This window comes from Phenylobacterium sp., assembly GCF_035309685.1.
Classification (GTDB): domain Bacteria; phylum Pseudomonadota; class Alphaproteobacteria; order Caulobacterales; family Caulobacteraceae; genus Phenylobacterium.
The window spans coordinates 17,633-34,752 of sequence record NZ_DATGEX010000043.1; the positions used below are offsets into that span (position 1 = coordinate 17,633).

13 protein-coding genes are annotated in these 17,120 nt (G+C 68.5%); 9 read left to right on the forward strand and 4 right to left on the reverse strand.

Annotated elements, in window-relative coordinates; genetic code table 11:
* Window positions 1-75: 75 nt before the first annotated feature.
* From VKQ35_RS13790 to VKQ35_RS13800, 3 genes are all read left to right on the forward strand, one after another.
* Complete coding sequence (locus tag VKQ35_RS13790) at window positions 76-1,749, forward strand: electron transfer flavoprotein-ubiquinone oxidoreductase (RefSeq protein ID WP_324362539.1); 1,674 nt, start codon at window positions 76-78, stop codon at window positions 1,747-1,749.
* 66 nt (window positions 1,750-1,815) lie between these two features.
* Window positions 1,816-3,528 carry a tetratricopeptide repeat protein gene (locus tag VKQ35_RS13795; protein WP_324362541.1) on the forward strand — a complete coding sequence of 571 codons (1,713 nt, stop codon included), beginning with the start codon at window positions 1,816-1,818 and terminating at the stop codon, window positions 3,526-3,528.
* Window positions 3,525-4,418: a 4-(cytidine 5'-diphospho)-2-C-methyl-D-erythritol kinase gene (locus VKQ35_RS13800; protein ID WP_324362543.1), complete on the forward strand. Its 894-nt coding sequence runs from the start codon at window positions 3,525-3,527 to the stop codon at window positions 4,416-4,418. The genes VKQ35_RS13795 and VKQ35_RS13800 overlap by 4 nt, the downstream gene beginning before the upstream one ends.
* Window positions 4,419-4,436: 18 nt before the next feature.
* Here VKQ35_RS13800 and VKQ35_RS13805 read toward each other — a convergent pair whose 3' ends face one another.
* The 3 genes from VKQ35_RS13805 to VKQ35_RS13815 all read right to left on the reverse strand — a co-directional run bounded on the left by VKQ35_RS13805 (window position 4,437) and on the right by VKQ35_RS13815 (window position 6,771).
* A complete protein-coding gene (locus tag VKQ35_RS13805) occupies window positions 4,437-4,757 on the reverse strand; it encodes a hypothetical protein (protein WP_324362545.1) in 321 nt (106 codons plus the stop codon).
* Window positions 4,758-4,875: 118 nt separating this feature from the next.
* Entirely contained in the window at window positions 4,876-6,405 is a 1,530-nt protein-coding gene (locus VKQ35_RS13810) for an ammonium transporter (protein WP_324362546.1), read from the reverse strand.
* 27 nt (window positions 6,406-6,432) lie between these two features.
* Entirely contained in the window at window positions 6,433-6,771 is a 339-nt protein-coding gene (locus tag VKQ35_RS13815; protein ID WP_293372711.1) for a P-II family nitrogen regulator, read from the reverse strand.
* 364 nt (window positions 6,772-7,135) lie between these two features.
* Here VKQ35_RS13815 and VKQ35_RS13820 point away from each other — a divergent pair, with 364 nt between their 5' ends.
* The 6 genes from VKQ35_RS13820 to ppdK all read left to right on the forward strand — a co-directional run bounded on the left by VKQ35_RS13820 (window position 7,136) and on the right by ppdK (window position 14,477).
* On the forward strand, window positions 7,136-7,768 hold the full coding sequence (locus tag VKQ35_RS13820) for a fasciclin domain-containing protein (protein WP_324362550.1): 633 nt from the start codon (window positions 7,136-7,138) through the stop codon (window positions 7,766-7,768).
* 57 nt (window positions 7,769-7,825) lie between these two features.
* Window positions 7,826-8,140, forward strand: coding sequence for a hypothetical protein (locus VKQ35_RS13825; protein WP_324362552.1), 315 nt, complete (start codon window positions 7,826-7,828; stop codon window positions 8,138-8,140).
* 109 nt (window positions 8,141-8,249) lie between these two features.
* Entirely contained in the window at window positions 8,250-9,134 is an 885-nt protein-coding gene (locus VKQ35_RS13830; protein WP_324362554.1) for a glycine--tRNA ligase subunit alpha, read from the forward strand.
* A 62-nt stretch (window positions 9,135-9,196) separates the two neighbouring features.
* On the forward strand, window positions 9,197-9,640 hold the full coding sequence (locus tag VKQ35_RS22055; RefSeq protein ID WP_414692347.1) for an endonuclease domain-containing protein: 444 nt from the start codon (window positions 9,197-9,199) through the stop codon (window positions 9,638-9,640).
* 2 nt (window positions 9,641-9,642) lie between these two features.
* Entirely contained in the window at window positions 9,643-11,766 is a 2,124-nt protein-coding gene (glyS, locus tag VKQ35_RS13840; protein ID WP_324362558.1) for a glycine--tRNA ligase subunit beta, read from the forward strand.
* Between the two features lie 14 nt (window positions 11,767-11,780).
* On the forward strand, window positions 11,781-14,477 hold the full coding sequence (gene ppdK, locus VKQ35_RS13845) for a pyruvate, phosphate dikinase (RefSeq protein WP_324362560.1): 2,697 nt from the start codon (window positions 11,781-11,783) through the stop codon (window positions 14,475-14,477).
* On the opposite strand, the gene VKQ35_RS13850 is transcribed toward ppdK, so the two are convergent.
* Window positions 14,478-17,108 (reverse strand): M1 family metallopeptidase, encoded by a 2,631-nt coding sequence (locus VKQ35_RS13850; RefSeq protein ID WP_324362563.1) that lies wholly within the window; start codon window positions 17,106-17,108, stop codon window positions 14,478-14,480.
* Window positions 17,109-17,120: the final 12 nt, after the last annotated feature.

Genomic DNA, 17,120 nt, shown 5'->3' on the forward strand with positions numbered 1-17,120 from the left:
GGGCGGCTTTTCCTTGACCACCGCTAGGTGACCTTCCGATAAGTCGGCGCAGGGATCAACGGAGCGGCGGGGCCAATGAGCGAACAGGTTGAACGCGAGGCGATGGAATATGACGTCGTCATCGTGGGCGCCGGGCCGTCGGGGCTGTCGGCGGCGATCCGCCTGAAGCAGCTCGCCGCCGCGGCCGGGACCGAGATCACCGTGGCGGTGCTGGAGAAGGGCTCCGAGGTCGGGGCGCACATCCTGTCGGGTGCGGTGATCGACCCGCGAGGGATCAGCGAACTCTTCCCAGACTGGAAAGCGATGGGCGCGCCGCTGGAGACGCCGGTCAAGGCCGACAAGTTCGTGCTGCTGGGCCCGCAGGGCTCGGCGGAGCTGCCGATGTTCGGCATGCCGGGGCTGATGCACAACCACGGCAACTACATCGCGTCGCTAGCCAACGTCTGCCGCTGGCTGGGACAGCAGGCTGAGGCGCTGGGCGTTGAGGTCTATCCGGGCATGGCCGCGTCGGAAGCGGTGTTCGACGAGGCCGGCGCCCTGAAGGGCGTGGTCGCCGGCGTGTTCGGCGTCCAGAAGGACGGCACTCACGGTCCGGACTATCAGCCGGGCATCGAGCTGCACGGCAAGTACGTCTTCATCGGCGAGGGTGTGCGCGGGTCGCTCTCCAAGCAGTTGCGGGCCAAGTACAGCCTGGCCGAGGGCGCGGATCCGGAAAAATACGGCATTGGGCTGAAGGAGATCTGGCAGGTCCCCGACGAGGTCTTCCAAGCCGGCCTGGTGCAACACACTGTCGGCTGGCCCCTGGAAGACGCCACCGGCGGCGGCAGCTTCCTCTACCATTTCGGCGACAACTACGTGTCGATCGGCTTCGTGGTGCACCTGAACTACAAGAACCCCTGGCTCTCGCCGTTCGATGAGTTCCAGCGCTTCAAGCAGCACCCGGACATCGCCAAGTACCTGGCCGGCGGCAAACGCATCGCCTATGGCGCGCGGGCGATCTCGGAGGGCGGTCTACAGTCGGTGCCGCGGCTTTACTTCCCCGGCGGCGTGCTACTCGGCGACAGCGCCGGCTTCGTCAACGTGCCCAGGATCAAGGGCAGCCATAACGCCATGAAGAGCGGCATGATGGCGGCCGAGGCCGCCTATGCGGCCATCCAGGCCGGCCGCTCGCGGGACGATCTCGTCGAGTACGATGCGGCCTATCAGGCGTCGTGGGTGCGCAAGGAGTTGCACGTCGCACGGAACTTCAAGCCGATCCTGACCCGGTTCGGCACCCTGCTGGGCGGGGCGCTCGGCATGTTCGACCTGTGGTGCACGAGCCTCTTCGGCGGTTTCTCGTTCTTCGGGACGATGCATCACGGCAAGTCCGACGCGGATTCCACGGGGCTCGCCAAGGACTACAAGCCGATCGTTTATCCCAAGCCCGACGGGGTCTATTCCTTCGACAAGCTCTCAAGCGTCTTCCTGTCGTCGACCAATCATGACGAGAACCAGCCGGCGCACCTGAAGCTCAGCGACCCGGCGGTGCCGATCGATATCAACCTGCCGAAATATGGGGAGCCGGCGCGTCTCTACTGCCCGGCCGGCGTCTATGAGGTGCTCTACGACGACAGGGGCCAGAACCCGAAGTTCCAGATCAATTTCCAGAACTGCGTCCACTGCAAGACCTGCGACATCAAGGATCCGTCGCAGAACATCAACTGGACGACGCCGCAGGGCGGAGACGGCCCGAACTACCCGAATATGTAACCCTGGCTCCGCACAGTGACAGCAAGCCGCCTTGCCGCGGCCATCGTTAGGTCCGAAGGTCTGATCATGCGCCTGTCCCTGTTGTTCGCCGCCGCCCCGCTCGTCCTGCTCGCCGCCTGCGCCACCGGGCCGGGAGGCGCGGGGTCCGCTTCCGCCGCCGGCCAACCCGGCGGTATCGCCGCCAATGTCTCGCCCTACGGCGCCTTCCTCGCCGGCGAGTCGGCGCTCAACAACGGCAAGAGCCAGGACGCGGCGCGCTTCTTCGAACAGGCGCGACAGGAGACCGGCAACCCGATGATCGGCGAGCGGGCCTTCACCGCCGCGCTGCTCTCCGGCGACATCCCCAAGGCGGCCGTGCTGGCGCCGGCCAGCGAAGACGCCTCGGAGGCCTCCAAACGCCTGGGCAAGCTGGTGATCGCCGTCGAGGACATCGCCACCGACAAGGGCAAGGACGCCAAGGCCCTGCTCACCGACGCCAACATCGCCTTCCCGCACAAATCGGCCGGCGCCCTGCTGGCCCCCTGGGCCGCGGCCCAGGCGGGCGACGTGGAGGGCTCGCTGGTCCGCCCGCAGGTGCGCGGCGATCGGCTGGTCGACTACTTCGGCCAGCTCGACCAGGGCCTGCTGTTCGAGCGCGCCAAGCGCTATGACGAGGCCGAGACGGACCTGAAGGCGACCGTCTCCGTCCAGACGCCCACCGAGATGGCGGTCATCGCCTACGGCGGCTTCCTGGAGCGGCGTGGGCGTAAGGTCGACGCCCTGGCGCTCTACACCGAGCATCTGGCCCGCGAGCCGGAGAGCGCGCCGGTGAAGGCCGCCCTCGCGCGCGCCTCTTCGGGCAAGCCCGCGCCGCCCATGCCGACGATCCGCGAAGGCGCGGCCTCGGCCATGCTCGCGCCGGCCGCCACCATGATCCAGGCCAAGCAGACCCAGGTGGCGCTCGCCTATCTGCGTCTGTTGCTGCGCCTCGACCCGGCCCGGGACGACGCCTGGGTGATGGTCGGCGACCTGATGCAGGGGTCCGGCGACGTCGAGTCCGCGCGTGTCGCCTACAGCCATCCCAAGCCCGGCTCGCCCGATTTTTCCGCCGCACAGGCCAAGCTCGCCTGGACCTACCAATCCGCCGACGACAAGCCGACCGCGCTGAAGCTGGCGCGCGCCGCGGCGGCGTCGGGCGACCTGGACTCGCGCATCAACCTGGCCGACCTGCTGCGCTCCGACGAGCAGTACGCCGAGGCGGTCAAGGTGCTGGACAACGTCATCGCCGAGCAGAAGACGCCCGATTGGCGGCTGCTCTATTCGCGCGGCGTCGCCAACGAGCGGCTGAACCGTTGGACCGAGGGCCAGGCCGACCTGCAGGCGGCGCTGAAGCAGCGGCCGGACGAGCCGGAGTTGCTGAACTATCTTGGCTATTCCTGGATCGACCGCGGCGAGCATCTGCAGGAGGCGCTGGCCATGGTCGAAAAGGCCGTGGCCGCTGATCCGCGCTCCGGCGCCATGGTCGACAGCCTGGGTTGGGCCTACTACCGCCTGGGCGACTACAAGCAGGCGGTGCAGCGGCTGGAGGAGGCCGTCGAGCTCGAGGCCGGCGACCCGGAAATCAACAACCACCTGGGCGACGCCTACTGGAAGGTGGGCCGCAAGGACGAGGCGCAGTTCCAATGGCGCCGGGTCCTGACCCTGAAGCCGGATGACAAGATCAAGGCCAGCGCCGAGGCCAAGCTGGCCTCGGGCCTGGGTCCTGATGGCCCGACCCCGAAGCTCGCCAAGGAGCCATGAGCCGCAGCGCCTTCGCGCCGGCCAAGGTCAACCTCTTCCTGCACGTAGGCCCGCCGGAAGGCGAGGGCGGCTATCACCCGATCTGCAGCCTGATGGCCTTCGCCGATGTCGGCGACGTGGTGTCGAGTTTCGCCGCCGACGCCTTGACGCTGCGCATCGCCGGGCCGTTCGCGGGCGAGCTGGCAGGCGAAGGGGACAACCTCGTCCTGCGCGCCGCCCGCGCCCTGATCGCGCAGGCCAAACGGCCGGTGGCGCCCATCGGACTTCGGCTGGAAAAGCGCCTGCCGGTGGCCTCGGGGCTCGGCGGCGGCTCGGGCGACGCGGGCGCGGCTCTGCGGCTGCTGCGGGAAGAGTTGGGCCTGGACCAGAGCAACGACGCCCTGGAGGCGCTGGCGGCCGCGCTGGGCGCGGACGGGGCGGCCTGTCTCTGGGGCGCGCCGGCGATCGCGCAGGGACGCGGGGAGCGCCTGTCCGCGGCGCCGGGCCTGCCAACCCTGGACGCGGTGCTGGTGCGCCCGCCGGTCCCGGTCTCCACGGCGGCGGTCTACCGCGCCTTCGACGCCGCGGGGCGCTTCGGCGACGTGCGCCCGCCAGCCTGGCCGGACGCCTTCGAGGACGCCGCCGAGTTGGCCGGCTGGCTGGCCACCCAGCGCAACGACCTGGAAGCGCCGGCCATCGCGATCGCGCCACAGGTCGGCGCGGTGCTGGAGACGCTCGCCGGCGAGCCCGAGACTCTGCTGGCGCGGGTCAGCGGCTCCGGCGGAACCTGCTTTGCGCTCTGCTCGGGCGACATCGAGGCCGAGGGCCTCGCAGAGCGCCTTGAGGCGATGTCGCCGACCTGGTGGGTCCAGCGCTGCCGCCTGGGCGGCCCCTGGCCAGACCCGGCCTAGGCGCCGTCCAGGCGGCCCTCAGTGGCGCATGGCCGTGCGCAGGAAATAGCCCAGGCTGACCAGGCCGATCGCCACGATGGCCATGAAGACGTAGGCGGCGGCCAGCTGCAGCCGGATGTTCGTCCGTCGCTGTCCGTTCGGCCCCAGGGTCAGGGCGTCGCGCTCGGCCCAGAGGCTCCCTCCCGCCACGATCAGGCCCAGGACCACCACCGCCAGGAAGGGCGCATGGACGAGGCCGCAGCCGAAGCCTAGGGCGAGAGCGACGACGAGCCCGTAGGCTATGCCGGCGGCCGGGAAGCCGGTGAACTTGGCGACGGGCGATTGGCGCTGCGTGGTCATGCGAATTGCATCCTCCATCCGGCGAACGGGCGCCAGACCCAAATGAAAGCGGGGGCCCCAAAAAGGACCCCCGCTCCCAACGCTCTCCAGTCTTGATCTTCGATCGGACGATCGCCGATCAGCCCTGCACCACCTCGCCGTGGAGGTTGATGTCCAGGCCTTCGACCTCGACCTCTTCGCTGACACGGATGCCGATCGTGTACTTCAGCACCGCGAGGATCAGGAAGGTGACGACGCCGCAGAAGACGAACACGACCCCCACGTCGATGAGTTGCAGGCGCATCTGATCGAAGTTGTGGTCGATCAGCCAGCCGCCCTTGGACGGGATGCTGCTGTTGATGGCCTTCGAGGCGAACATGCCGGTCATGATCGCGCCCAGCGCCCCGCCGACCCCGTGGACGCCGAAGCAGTCCAGCGCGTCGTCGTAGAAGCCCAGCGCCTTCTTCATGTGAACGGCCGCGAAGTAGCAGACGATGCCTGCCGCCAGGCCGATCCAGAGCGCGCCGGTCGGGTTCACGTAGCCGGAAGCCGGGGTGATCGCCACCAGCCCCGCCACCGCGCCCGAAGCCATGCCGATGACGGTGGGCTTCTTGGCGATGAGCCATTCCATGGCCATCCACGCCACGGCCGCCATGGCGGTCGCGATTTGGGTGGCGGCCGCCGCCATGCCGGCTTGGCCGTCATGCGACTCCACCGCCGAACCGGCGTTGAACCCGAACCAACCGACCCACAGCAGCGAGGCGCCGATGACCGCGTAGGCGGGGTTGAACGGCGCCATGTTCTCGGTGCCGAGGCCTTTGCGCTTGCCGAGCATGATCGCGGCGACCAGGCCGGCGGTGCCGGCGTTCAGGTGCACCACCGTGCCGCCGGCGAAGTCCAGCGCGCCGATGCCGCCCGCGCCCAGCCAGCCCTTGGCGGACCACACCCAGTGCGCGACCGGGCAATAGACCAGCAGCAGCCACAGGGCCATGAACCACAGGAACGCCGAGTACTTCATGCGGTCGGCCACCGCGCCGGCGATCAGGGCCGGCGTGATGATCGCGAACGTCATCTGGAAGAACATGTACACGGTCTCTGGAATGGTCGGGGCCAGGTCCGTGTTGGCGATATTGATGTCCCCGTTCAGCGGCGCGAGCAGGAAGTATTTGAAGTCGCCGATGTACGGATTCTTGCCCGTGAACGCGATCGAGTAGCCGATGATCATCCACAGCACGGTGATCACCGCCGTCGCGCCGAAGCTCTGGGCCAGGGTGTCCAGGATGTTCTTCTTGCGCACCATGCCCGCGTAGAAGAGGGCGAGACCCGGAATGGTCATCATCAGCACCAGCACCGAGGAGGTCAGCATCCAGGCGGTGTCGCCGGAGTTGACGGAGTCCTTGGGGTAGGTCTGGGTCGCGCAGTTCTTGAGCGCCGCGCAGGAGTCGGGCGCCGGCGGAGCCGCGGCGGCCGCGGGCGCGGCCGGAGCCGCGGCGGCGGCCGCAGGAGCTGTTGCGTCAGGCGCCGGCGTCGCCGCCGGAGCTGCCGCGGCGGGCGCCGGCGTGGCGGGCGCAGGTGCGGTCTGGGCGATCGCGGACCCGGCGAGCGGACCCCCGATCACGGCGGCGGCGAGCGCGAGCCCCGCCAGCCTTTTCAATCCGATGAGCTTCATTTTCAAATGTCCCCTGTTCTTTGACCGCTAGAGCGCCGCAGCGCCGGTCTCACCGGTCCGAATGCGCACGGCGTCTTCGACGTTGAGGACGAAGATCTTGCCGTCGCCGATCTTGCCCGTGGCCGCGGCGGCCTTGACCGCCTCGACCGCCTTGCCGACAGCGGCGTCATCGACGACCGCCTCCAGTTTCACCTTGGGCAGGAAGTTCACCTGGTACTCAGCGCCCCGGTAGATCTCGGTCTGTCCCTTTTGCCGGCCGTAGCCTTTGACTTCCGAAACCGTCAGGCCCTCGACGCCGGCGCCGACGAGCGCTTCGCGCACGTCGTCCAGCTTGAAGGGTTTGACGATCGCCATGATCAGTTTCATCCGCTCGCTCCCGCGCGGTCCTTGAGGCTGGACCGGCCGTCAGTGTTGAGTGTGCGCCGCCGCGAAGTGTCCCCATCCCCGTCTCGCAGCGGTCGGCTGACGCTATCGGGGCCGGACGGCGGCGCGCCCGGCTGGCGGGCCAAGCTGGACAAGAAGCCGCCGCTCGCCCGATTCCTGGGCGGCTCTGGCGGCAGGCGCCCGAAAATTGGGCGATTGGGACGCCCAGCGGGTTTGTTCTAGGCTGGGAAACGCCGCGTTCACGAAGCCGTGACGAGGCGGCCTAGGCTGCGCTGCCCGTAGACACCGCGAACCCTGCCGATGCATACGCGTGGCGGAGTTGTTCGCCTTCAAATCTGAGGACCTGATGCCGTTCCATCGTTTGCTGACTGCGGCCGCGGCCGTTTCCCTGATCGCCGGCGCCGCTGCGGCGCAGACCCCGGCTCCGGCCGCCGCCGCGCCGGCGGCCGCCTCCGCCGGCAAGCTGGTCGCCAACGGCGGCCTGGACACCACCCTGCAGACCAACGCCGACTTCAGCAATTTCGTGAAGGCGCTGACCGCGGTGAACCTGATGTCGCTGCTGAAAGCCAGCCCAGGCCTGACGGTCTTCGCGCCGACCAACGAAGCCCTGACGGCTGACAAGCTGGCGGCCATCTCGGCGGACAAGAACGCCCTGCAGAAGACCCTGCTGCACTACATCATCAACGCCAAGATCGACTCTTCGAAGATCAAGGGCGCCCACGGCGGCCTGCCGACCGGCGCCGGCGACAAGATCGTGGTGGACGGCACGGCGGCCGACGGCGCGCTGAAGGCCGACAACGCCACCATCATCCAGCCCGATGTGATGGTGTCCAACGGCGTGATCCACGTGATCGACGCCGTCCTCGTCCCGGGATCGGTGCCCGAGACCCTGCCGCCGCCGCCGGAAGCGCCGGCCGCCGCCCCGGCGCCGGAGCCGGAAAAGCCCGCCGCCAAGGCCCCGGCCAAGAAGAAGAAATGAACCTTCACCGGCGTGGGGCGCTTTAGATGCCGACAAAGGCATTTGGAGGCCCCCGCCATGAAGATCGCTCACCTGCTGACCGCCGCCGCCGCGACCGCTCTCATCAGCGGCGCGGCCTACGCGCAACAATCCACCACGACCACCACCGTGACGACGCCGGCGCCGGCGGCCACGACGTCGACTGGGACGACGGCTGCGCCCACCGGTACGGCCACCTCGACCTCGACGACAGCCGTCGACCCAGCGACGGGCGCCTCGGTGACCAATACCCTGACCACCAATGGCCCGGTGCCGGACACCCCCGAGAACCGCGCCAAGTACGGCCAGCCCATGTCCCATGCCGGCAAGCGCACCCCGGCCAAGGGCAACTAACCAAGGCGCTCTTCCGCTCTTTACGAGCGGGTTGAAGCCACAGTCGGCGGGCCCTATGGTCCGCCGACTTTTTTTGCGCCTGCGAACAAGCCCCCAAAGCCCCATTCCTATGCCCGACAAGCCGCTTTCGTTTCAGGACCTGATCCTGAAGCTGCACGACTATTGGAGCCGCCAGGACTGCGTGATCCTGCAGGCCTATGACGTCGAGGTCGGCGCGGGCACGCTCAACCCGGCGACGGTGCTGCGCGCGCTCGGCCCCAAGCCCTGGAAGGTCGCCTATGTGCAGCCCTCGCGCCGGCCGGCCGACGGGCGCTATGGCGAGAACCCCAACCGGCTGCGCCAGCACCACCAGTACCAGGTGATCCTCAAGCCCAATCCGGCCAACCTGCAGGAGCTCTACCTGGGCTCGCTGGAGGCCATCGGCATCGATCCCAAGGTGCACGACATCCGCTTCGTCGAGGACGACTGGGAAAACCCCACCGTCGGCGCCTGGGGCCTGGGCTGGGAGGTCTGGTGCGACGGGATGGAGATCACCCAGTACACCTATTTCCAGCAGGTCGGCGGCCTGGACGTGTTCCCAGTCGCGGGCGAGCTGACCATCGGCCTGGAGCGGCTCAGCCTCTACCTGCAGAACGTCGATAGCGTCTACGACCTGCGCTACAACGACGAATTCACCTACGGCGAGGTGTTCCTGGCCAACGAGCAGCAGTTCTCGGCCTTCGAGCTGGAAGTCGCCGACGTGGACGTCTTCAAACGCCACTTCGAGGACATGGAACGCCAGGTGCCGATCATCCTGGGATCGCGCGGCCGCAAGGGCGAACAACTGGTGCTACCGGCCTACGACCACGTGCTGAAGGCCAGCCACATGTTCAACATCATGGACGCCCGCGGCGCCATCGCGGTGGCCGAACGGCAGAGCTACATCGGCCGCATCCGCGACCTCTGCAAACAGTGCGCCGAGGTCTATGTGGCCCAGCAGGGCGGGAACGCCTGATGTTCGAGCATGAGGGGCATGCCAAGGGCGCTGTCGCGCGCGGCCGCCGACTTCGTGAGGCGATGACGCCATCGGAGCAGCGCCTCTGGAAGGCGTTACGGAAGCTTGACGTTCATATCCGACGCCAGGCGCCCATCGGCGCTTTCATCGCCGATTTCGCCTGCCACGCTCGCAGGTTGGTGATCGAGGTGGATGGCGACATTCACGAACGACTGGACGACGTCGTGTTGAGAGACTTCGAACGGGCGGAATGGCTTCGCAGTCAGGGCTACCGTATCGTTCGCTTCACCAACCGGCAGGTCGACGCCGACGTTGGTTCGGTGGTGCGCGAGATCGAACGCCACCTAGCCCTTCCCCTCGATGGGGAAGGGTTGGGATGGGGTGTGACGCCTGAAGGGACGATTGGGTGCGAATTGGCGTCGGCGCCAAACGGCGCTCACTATTCGGCCGCTCCGCACTCACCCCAATCCCCAACCCTTTCCCCATCGAGGGGAAAGGGAGCTTAGCCATGCCCCAACTCTTGCTTGAACTGTTCTCCGAAGAGATCCCGGCGCGCATGCAGGCGCAGGCGGCGAAGGACCTTGAGCGGCTGGCGCGGGAGAAGCTGGCGGCCGAGGGGCTGCTGCCGGAGGCGCTGACGGCGTTTGCGGGGCCCAGGCGCCTGACCCTGGTGGCCGAAGGGCTCGCCGCCGCCCAGGCCGAGCGGCATGAGGAGCGCAAGGGGCCCCGCGTCGGCTCGCCCGACCAGGCGATCGAGGGCTTCCTGCGCTCCACCGGCCTCACCCGCGACCAGCTCACCGAGCGCGACGGGCTCTATTTCGCGCATATCCACAAGGCCGGCCGCCCGACGCCGGAGATCATCGCCGAGATGGTCGAGGCGATCGTGCGCAACTTCCCCTGGCCCAAGTCGATGGTTTCGGGCGTCTCCAAGCTGCGCTGGGTCAGGCCCCTGCAGCGCATCCTCTGCGTCTTCGACGGCGAGGTCGTGCCCTTCGAGATCGACGGCCACGTGGCGGGCGACCTGACCCAGGGCCATCGGTTCATGGGGACCGGCCAGGCCTTCCACGTGCGCAATTTCGACGACTATGCCGACGGGCTGGCGAAGAACTTCGTGGTCATCGACCCGCAGGAGCGGCGCGAGCGGATCATGGACGCCGCGCGCACCCTCTGTTTCGCGCGCAATTTCGAGCTGGTGGAGGACGAGGGCCTGCTGGACGAGGTCGCGGGCCTTGCCGAATGGCCGACGCCGGTGATGGGCGACATGGACCCTGAGTTCCTGGACCTGCCGCCGGAGGTGATCCGCACCTCCATGCGCGTCCACCAGCGGTTCTTCGCCGTGCGTGACCCGCAGACCGGCTTCCTGGTCCCGCACTTCATCACCGTCGCCAATATCGAAGCGACCGATGGCGGCAAGACCATCGCCACCGGCAACGCCCGCGTGTTGGCCGCGCGGCTCGCCGACGCCCGATTTTTCTGGACCGAGGACCAGAAGGTCCGGCTGGAGGACCGCCTGGAGAAGCTGAAGGGCGTCACCTTCCACGCCAAGCTCGGGACGATGTACGAGCGCGTCGAGCGGATCGTGGCGCTGGCCGGCGAACTGGCCCCCTACGTCCGCGACGACGGCGCCACCAAGACCAAGGCCCAGCAGGCGGCGCTGCTCTGCAAGGCCGACCTTGGGACCGGCATGGTCGGAGAGTTCCCCGAGCTGCAGGGGATCATGGGCAGCTACTACGCCGAGAAGGAAGGCCTGGAGCCGGAGGTCGTCGACGCGATCCGCTGGCACTACAAGCCGCAGGGCCCGACCGATGACGTGCCGGTGCAGGCGGTGGCCGCCACCGTGGCGCTGGCCGACAAGCTCGACACCTTGGTGAGCTTCTTCGCCATCGGCGAGAAGCCGACCGGGAGCCGCGACCCCTATGCCCTGCGCCGCGCCGCACTTGGCGCAATCCGCATTATTCTCCAAAATCGAATTCGAATGTCCGTTCCCGGGCCCGCTGAGCGAAGCTTCTGGGGGTTGCCGGTGGACAGCATGGTGGGGCCGAATGCTCCCCCTGCCGCGGGGATCGATTTCCTAAGCGAAGGCGATCAGTTCCGCCGCAACGTCTATCTGCCGCTCGCACAGGAGCTTCGAACCTTCTTCATCGATCGTCTGAAAGTGCTCCTGCGGGAGCAGGGTGAACGGCACGATCTGGTCGACGCGGTCTTCGCACTCGGAGACGACGACATTGTGCGCATCGTCTCGAAGGTCAACGCGCTGTCCGGCTTCCTCGGGACCGAGGACGGCAAGAACCTCTTGGCCGGCTACAAGCGCGCGGTGAACATCCTCAAGGCCGAGGAGAAGAAGGGCCCGCTGCCGAGCGGGGAGCCCAACGACTCCGCGCCGGGCGAGGAGGGCGCTCTGACCAATGCCGTCGGCCACATGGAGGTCGAGGTCGGCAAGGCGCTGGCCAAGGAAGACTACGCCGCGGCGATGACCGCGCTGGCGGAGTTGCGCGAACCGGTGGACGCCTTCTTTGACAAGGTCTTAGTGAACTCCGACATAGCTACGGAACGCGAGAACCGGTTGAAGCTCTTGATGAAGGTGCGCGACGCCATGGGCCGCGTCGCCGACTTCGGCCAGATCACCGGATAGACGAGGGACACTTGATGCCGGCCGAGACGATGACCAAGACGCGTTGGGTCTACGCCTTTGGCGGCGGGCGCGCGGACGGCGACGCCTCGATGAAGGACCTCTTGGGCGGCAAGGGCGCGAACCTGGCCGAGATGTCGGCGCTGGGCCTGCCGGTGCCGCCGGGCTTCACCATCACCACCGAGGCCTGCGTCCACTACTACGCCAACGACAAGCAATACCCCGCCGAGCTGAAGGCGCAGGTCGACGCGGCGCTGGCCATCGTCGAACAGCAGACCGGCAAGGCGTTCGGCGACGCGGCCAATCCGCTCTTGGTCTCGGTGCGCTCGGGCGCCCGGGCCTCGATGCCCGGGATGATGGACACGGTCCTGAACCTGGGCCTCAACGACGAGACCGTCGAAGGTCTGGCGAAACTGGCCGGCGACCGCCGCTTCGCCTTCGATTCCTATCGCCGCTTCATCCAGATGTACTCGAACGTGGTCCTCGACCTCGATCATCACATGTTCGAGGAAATCCTTGACGAACATAAGGAACGTCTCGACGTCACCATCGACACCGCGCTCTCCGCCGACGACTGGGAGGCGGTGGTCGCCGACTACAAGCGCGTCGTCGCTGACGAGCTAGGCCAGCCGTTCCCGCAGGACCCGCAAGCCCAGCTCTGGGGCGCCATGGGCGCGGTGTTCGCCAGCTGGATGAACGACCGGGCGAAGTTCTATCGCCGCATGCACGACATCCCGGAAAGCTGGGGCACCGCGGTCAATATCCAGTCCATGGTGTTCGGCAACATGGGCGAGACCTCGGCCACCGGTGTCGCCTTCACCCGCAATCCGTCGACCGGCGAGAACCGGCTCTACGGCGAATATCTGATCAATGCGCAGGGCGAAGACGTGGTGGCCGGCATCCGCACGCCCCAGGCGCTGACCAAGATCGCCCGCGAGGAAATGGGCGAGAAGAACCCCTCCATGGAGGAGGCGCTGCCCGAGGTCTTCGTGCAGTTCAAGGCGGTCGTCGAGAAGCTCGAGACCCACTACCGCGACATGCAGGACATCGAGTTCACGGTCGAAAAAGGCCGGCTCTACATGCTGCAGACGCGCAACGGCAAGCGCACCGCCAAGGCCGCGCTGAAGGTCGCCGTCGACCTCGCCTCCGAGGGCCTGATCAGCAAGGAAGAGGCGGTGATGCGGGTCGAGCCCGGCTCGCTCGACCAGCTGCTGCACCCGACCATCGACCCGGCCTCGAACCGCGAGGTCATCGCCACCGGCCTGCCGGCCTCGCCGGGCGCCGCCACCGGCAAGATCGTCTTCACCGCCGCCGAGGCGGAGATCCAGGGCGGATCGGCCGGCGCGGTGATCCTGGTGCGCGAAGAGACCAGTCCTGAGGACATCCGCGGCATGGACGCGGCGCGCGGCATCGTCACGGCGCGCGGCGGCATGACCAGCCATGCCGCGGTGGTGGCGCGCGGCATGGGCCGTCCCTGCGTTTCCGGCGCCGGCGAGATCCACATCGACCTGCGGGCCGGCGAACTGCGGGCGCGCGGGCGCACCTTCCGGGCCGGCGACGTGATCACCATCGACGGCTCGACCGGTGAGGTGCTGTCCGGTGTCGTCAAGATGATCGAACCGGAGTTGTCGGGCGATTTCGCGACCCTGATGAGTTGGGCCGACGGGGTGCGCCGCCTGAAGGTCCGCGCCAACGCCGAGACCGCCGTCGACGCCCGGACCGCGCGGCAGTTCGGCGCCGAGGGCATCGGCCTTTGCCGCACCGAGCACATGTTCTTCGACCCCACCCGGATCGCCGCCGTGCGCGAAATGATCCTCGCCGACGACGAGGCCGGCCGCCGCGCGGCGCTGGAGAAGATCCTGCCCATGCAGCGGGACGACTTCGTCGAACTGTTCGGGATCATGGAAGGCCTGCCGGTCACCATCCGCCTGCTCGACCCGCCGCTGCATGAATTCCTTCCGCATACGGAGGAAGACGTCGCCGCCGTGGCCGCCGCCACGGGCCTCGACGCCGGCAAGCTGCTGCGCCGGGCGCAGGAGCTGCACGAGGTGAACCCCATGCTGGGCCACCGCGGCTGCCGCCTGGGCGTGAGCTATCCCGAAATCTACGAGATGCAGGTCCGCGCCATCATCGAGGCGGCCTGCGAAGTGGCCGCATCCGGGCGGCCCGCACCGATCCCGGAGATCATGCATCCGCTGGTCGCCAAGGGCGAGGAGATGAAGTTCCTCCGTGTGCTGACGGACCGCGTCGCCAGGCAGGTGATCGCCGAGAAGGGGCGCGAGATCGAATACCTCGTCGGCACCATGGTGGAGCTGCCGCGTGCGGCCATCCGCGCCGCCGATCTGGCCGAGCACGCGGAGTTCTTCTCGTTCGGCACCAACGACCTGACCCAGACCACCTTCGGCATCAGCCGCGACGATTCCGGTCGGTTCCTGAACGCCTATATCGACAAGGGCATCTTCGAGAAGGACCCCTTCGTCAGCCTCGACCAGGAGGGCGTCGGCGACCTGATCCGCATCGCCGCCGAGCGCGGGCGCGCCGCGCGGCCCGACGTCAAGCTCGGCATCTGCGGCGAGCACGGGGGCGATCCGGCCTCGATCACCTTCTGCGAAAGCGTCGGCCTGGACTACGTCAGCTGCTCGGCCTACCGCGTGCCGATCGCCCGCCTCGCGGCCGCCCAGGCCGCCGTCGGCGAGCGCGAGAAGGACCGCTAGCTAGCGCCCCGCCGCGACGCCGCGCTTCTCGGCGATCCAGGCGTCGATCTGGGTGAGGCGCCGGGCCTGGATGTCGGCGTTGTTGCGGATCCGCGAGACCGCGACCTTCACCTCGCGCATGGCGTCGGGCGGGATGTTCTTGGCGGCGTAGGCGGAAAGCTCCGCGACCATCTTGGGATCGTTCGACGACTCCGCCACGCGGGGCACGAAGGTCGAGCGGTTCAAGGTGTCCAGGTTCCTGGTGATCGTCGCCACATTGTCCATGGTGAAGCGCCAGGCGAGCGCTGGATGCACCGCGGCCACCTCGCGAACCAGCACCGGCGCCATATTGGTCGGCGCTTCGTCGGTGATCGACAACGCCAGCACCTGGGCGGCCAGGGTCTCGTCCTCGACGGCGGCTAGGTCAATGTAGAGCTCGTTGCGCTCCAGCGGGTCCTTGGCGGCTTTGGCCAGGCTGCGCAGCGTCTGGAAGGTCTGCGGATCGGCGGCGCGGGCCGCGCCCACCACCACCCAGCGCCGCTCGCCGGGCGCGAGCCTGGAAAGATCGCTGGCCGCGGCGGCGAACCGCTGGCGCGCCTCGGCGCTGACGGTGGGGTCGCCGATCTGGCTCAGCGCCAGCAGCAGGGTCTCGCGCAGCACCGCCTCGGTGGCCGGCTCGCCGGGCCGGGAATCGAAGCCCACCCGCTTCAGCACCGGGGCCAGCACACCCGACGCCCAGGCGCGGAAGGCGGTCTTGCCGGGGCCCGGGCCATAGTAGCCCTCGAGGCCGGCGAGCGTGCGGGCCTGGTCGCGCCAGACCACCGCGTCGGCCATGGGCGGGAGCGCTGCGGTCAGGCGCAGATAGTTGGAGATCGGCTCCTCGCCGCCCATGCCCAGCGCCAGGCCGTCGTTCAACAGGCCGAACTGGTCGGCGGCCGGCAGCTTGCCCAGGTTCTCCACCAGAGGCGCGAAGGCGGGGCGGTCATAGGCGACGCGGAAGTAGCCGAGCTGGCCGGCGTTGACGACCACGGCGCCCTCCGCCGACTGCGGCGAGGTGCGCGAGACCAGGCGTTCCCGGACCGGCCCGCCGTCCGGCGACTGCAGCTTCACCGGCGCGCGCCAGGAGAGGATTCGCGCCTGGGCGGCGTCGACGTCCTGCTGGCTCTGGGCGATGTTGAGGCTCTGCATCTGGGCGTCGCTGGCCAGCCGGGCCTGGGTGAGGTTGGTCCCCGCCGAGCTGGACGCCACACGGATCAGCGGCACGCCAGGCTGGGTGGTGAAGTCGCGCGCGACCGCCGACACCGGCTTGCCCGCCGCCTTGTCGATAGCCTTCCACAGGTCGTCGCTGGTGGCGTTGCCATAGGCGTGCTCGGCCATGTAGGCGCGCACGCCGGCCTGCCAGGCGTCAGGGCCGGCATAGGCCTCCAGCATGCGGATCACCGCCTCGCCCTTCTTGTAGGTGATCGGGTCGAAGGCCTGCTCGGCCTGGGCGACGGAGGCGACGCGCTGGACGATCGCATGGCTGCCGGCCCGGGCGTCGAGGTTCATGGCCTCGTCCTTGTCGGCCAGCGCCACCAGCAGCGGCCGCCATTCGGGATGGAAGTGGTCGGTGGCCTTGGTGGACATCCACGAGGCGAAGCCCTCGTTCAGCCACAGGTCGTCCCACCAGGCCATGGTCACCAGGTCGCCGGACCACAGGTGGGCCATCTCGTGGGCGACGATCCGGAAGACGTCCTGCTGATCGCCGACGCTGGAGAGCTTGGGGTCGTAGATGACGTTAGACTGGGAGAACAGGATCGCGCCCCAGTTCTCCATGGAACCGGAGACGTCGCCCGGCGCCGCCACCAGGTCGAGCTTGGGCAGCGGGTATTTCACACCGAAATAGTCGTTGTAGTAGCCGAGCAGCTGTTCGGCGCTGGCCAGCGCATAGGCCGCCTGGGCCGTCTGCCCCTTGCGGATCACCACGCTGACGGTGACGCCGCCGACCTCCTTGCTGACCCGCTCCAGGTCGCCGACGCCGAAGAACAGCAGGTAGCTGCTCATCTTGGGGGTCGGCTTGAAGGTCACCCGCTTGAGGCCGCCGAGCAGCGGTTCGCTGGCGGCCTGCGGCATGTTGGAGACCGCCAGCTGATCCTGCGGCACGATGGCGGTGAGGCTGAAGACCGCCTTCTTGGAGGGCTCGTCGAAGACCGGCAGGAAGCGGCGCGCGTCGGCCGGCTCGAACTGCGTCGTCAGCATCCGCCCGCCGGCGTAGTCCACGTGGAAGAAGCCGGTGGCGCTGCCGCCGATCTTGCCCGTGTAGTCGAGCACCAGGGTGTGCAGGCCCGCGCCGAGGCTCTTCGACGGCGTGAAGCTGGCGGTCTGGGTCTTGGGATCGATGGCCACGCCGGCCGTCGCGCCGTCGATGGCGGCCGAAGAGATGTCGAGGTCCAGCGAATTCAGCACGATGCGGCCAACGCCGCGGTCGCTCATCAGGCTGACGCTCAGGTGGCCGGCGAAGGTCAGCTTCTGGGCGTCGGGGGTGACGGTCAGGTCGTAGCTGACCGGCTCGACCCCGGTCGGCAGCTGGGTCGGGACCTGCGGCGCGGCGAACGCCGGCGCCGCGCTGAGGCCCATGAGCAGGGCGACGAGCGCAAGGGCTGAACGGAGCATGGAAGAGGCCCC

Excerpts from the sequence above, each read along its gene's own strand:
- VKQ35_RS13790 (WP_324362539.1), top strand. The coding sequence starts at position 76 with ATGAGCGAACAGGTTGAACGCGAGGCGATGGAATATGACGTCGTCATC.
- VKQ35_RS13795 (WP_324362541.1), top strand. The coding sequence starts at position 1,816 with ATGCGCCTGTCCCTGTTGTTCGCCGCCGCCCCGCTCGTCCTGCTCGCC.
- VKQ35_RS13800 (WP_324362543.1), top strand. The coding sequence starts at position 3,525 with ATGAGCCGCAGCGCCTTCGCGCCGGCCAAGGTCAACCTCTTCCTGCAC.
- VKQ35_RS13805 (WP_324362545.1), bottom strand. The coding sequence starts at position 4,757 with ATGACCACGCAGCGCCAATCGCCCGTCGCCAAGTTCACCGGCTTCCCG.
- VKQ35_RS13810 (WP_324362546.1), bottom strand. The coding sequence starts at position 6,405 with ATGAAGCTCATCGGATTGAAAAGGCTGGCGGGGCTCGCGCTCGCCGCC.
- VKQ35_RS13815 (WP_293372711.1), bottom strand. The coding sequence starts at position 6,771 with ATGAAACTGATCATGGCGATCGTCAAACCCTTCAAGCTGGACGACGTG.
- VKQ35_RS13820 (WP_324362550.1), top strand. The coding sequence starts at position 7,136 with ATGCCGTTCCATCGTTTGCTGACTGCGGCCGCGGCCGTTTCCCTGATC.
- VKQ35_RS13825 (WP_324362552.1), top strand. The coding sequence starts at position 7,826 with ATGAAGATCGCTCACCTGCTGACCGCCGCCGCCGCGACCGCTCTCATC.
- VKQ35_RS13830 (WP_324362554.1), top strand. The coding sequence starts at position 8,250 with ATGCCCGACAAGCCGCTTTCGTTTCAGGACCTGATCCTGAAGCTGCAC.
- VKQ35_RS22055 (WP_414692347.1), top strand. The coding sequence starts at position 9,197 with ATGACGCCATCGGAGCAGCGCCTCTGGAAGGCGTTACGGAAGCTTGAC.
- glyS (WP_324362558.1), top strand. The coding sequence starts at position 9,643 with ATGCCCCAACTCTTGCTTGAACTGTTCTCCGAAGAGATCCCGGCGCGC.
- ppdK (WP_324362560.1), top strand. The coding sequence starts at position 11,781 with ATGCCGGCCGAGACGATGACCAAGACGCGTTGGGTCTACGCCTTTGGC.
- VKQ35_RS13850 (WP_324362563.1), bottom strand. The coding sequence starts at position 17,108 with ATGCTCCGTTCAGCCCTTGCGCTCGTCGCCCTGCTCATGGGCCTCAGC.